Consider the following 1,583-nt stretch of genomic DNA (forward strand, 5'->3'; position numbering starts at 1 on the left):
GTTCGCTGAGCTGTGGCGTGGTGTGGCGGGCCAGGTCGCGCGCGTCCTCTGGGGAGGCGGTGAAGAACACCTTGCTGCGTGCGTTCGCGCTGACGCCTTCCTTCAGGGATCGGTCGAGTTGGCCGAGGTGCTGGTGCGCCAAGACGATCGAGACGTGGCATCCGCGTGCTTCTGCGAGCATGTCCTCGATCGGATAGGGCAGGTGGAGGAAGTTGTGCGCCTCGTCGATGTAGATGGCGGCATCGCGGCGGCGGTCGGGTGGGTGGTGGGTGCGGGCGGTGGTGGCCTGCCAGGCGCGTGCGAGCACCAGGGACCCGATCAGGTGGCTGGTGTCGTCACCGAGTCGGCCGCTCGGGATGCGTATCAGGCACACGCCGCCGTCGAGGACGTCGGTCATGTCGACGGTGGAGGGGCCTGCGGCGATGGCGTCGCGGACGAAGCGGCGCAGCAGCAGGGCGCGTAGCTTGTTCATCAGCGGTGCGACGACGTGCGCCCGGGCGGGTTCGGAGAGGTTGTCGTACCAGGTCCAGAACCCTCGCAGGATGGGGTCGGTGACGACGCGGGTGGCGCGGTCCCGGAAGGCGGCGTCTGAGAGCAGGTGGGGCAGGTCGGCGAGCGTGGTGATGCCGGGTTGGGCACGAAGGGTCAGGCATGCCGCGCGGAGGATGTCGTCGGTGCGTGGGCCCCACCACGCCGAGTAGACGCGGCGGAACACGGACACGATCTGGTCCACGGCGATGTCGGTGTCGCTGCCGTCGAGCGGGTTTAGACACGGCGACGCGGCGCGGCTGTCCGGGTCGAACAGCACGGTCTTCTCGGCGGCCTGTTCTGGTAGACGCGCGAGGACGTCGGTGACGAGGTCACCTTTGGGATCGATGACCACCGCACCTCGGCCTGCGGCCGCGTCGGCGAGGATCATGTGCGCCATGAGGGTCGACTTGCCCGACCCGGTCGCGCCGAGGATGTGGACGTGGTGGCGCGCGTCCACCGTCTGCAGGCCGACCGGGCGTGGCGGGGTCGTGTCGGCGACGCCGAGCGGCTTCACCTGCGGGCCCGTGGTGGGGATGCCCGGCGTGGGTGCGAGTGCGCGGGCGCCTGCGCGCTCCAGCCCGGCGAGGGTGTCGTCGGTGGGCAGGTGCGCGATGGCGGCGAGTTCGGGTACGGACAGTAGGTCACCGCGGCCCAGCCGCCGCTCCTGAACTGTGTACGTGGGTCGGGGCAGGCGCTGGCGGCGGTAGTAGTTCAGTTCCGAGAGGGTGGCGAAGGACGCGGCGATGGCGTGTGCCCGGCCCCGTGCCCGATCAGCCGAGCCTGTCCCGCGGCCGGTGATGCGGACGGCGTAGCGGATGACGGTCTCGTAGCGCGGGCCGCGTTGTTTCGACACGATGGCGCGGTCGATCGCGGAGTGTTCCAGGACCCTTTGGCGATCCGGTGTCCCCTGCGTCTGCCGCGGGGTTCCGGACGGTGGGCGACCCCCGGTGGGCGTGATCACGTCGAGTATCCGGCCGATGACGCGGGGTGAGCGTCCGGCGGTGACGTGGCGGGCGGCCCGTGCGGCGGCGCGCAGCCGACGCCCGCTCACC

The 1,583-nt window shown here is 71.1% G+C and carries 1 pseudogene; it reads right to left on the reverse strand.

Features of this window, described 5'->3' with window-relative positions:
- Positions 1-1,583 (reverse strand): annotated as a pseudogene (locus tag ELR45_RS10745) (type IV secretory system conjugative DNA transfer family protein); the annotation flags it as partial.

Source organism: Phytoactinopolyspora endophytica (assembly GCF_004138495.1).
In the GTDB taxonomy this organism is placed as follows: domain Bacteria; phylum Actinomycetota; class Actinomycetes; order Jiangellales; family Jiangellaceae; genus Phytoactinopolyspora; species Phytoactinopolyspora endophytica.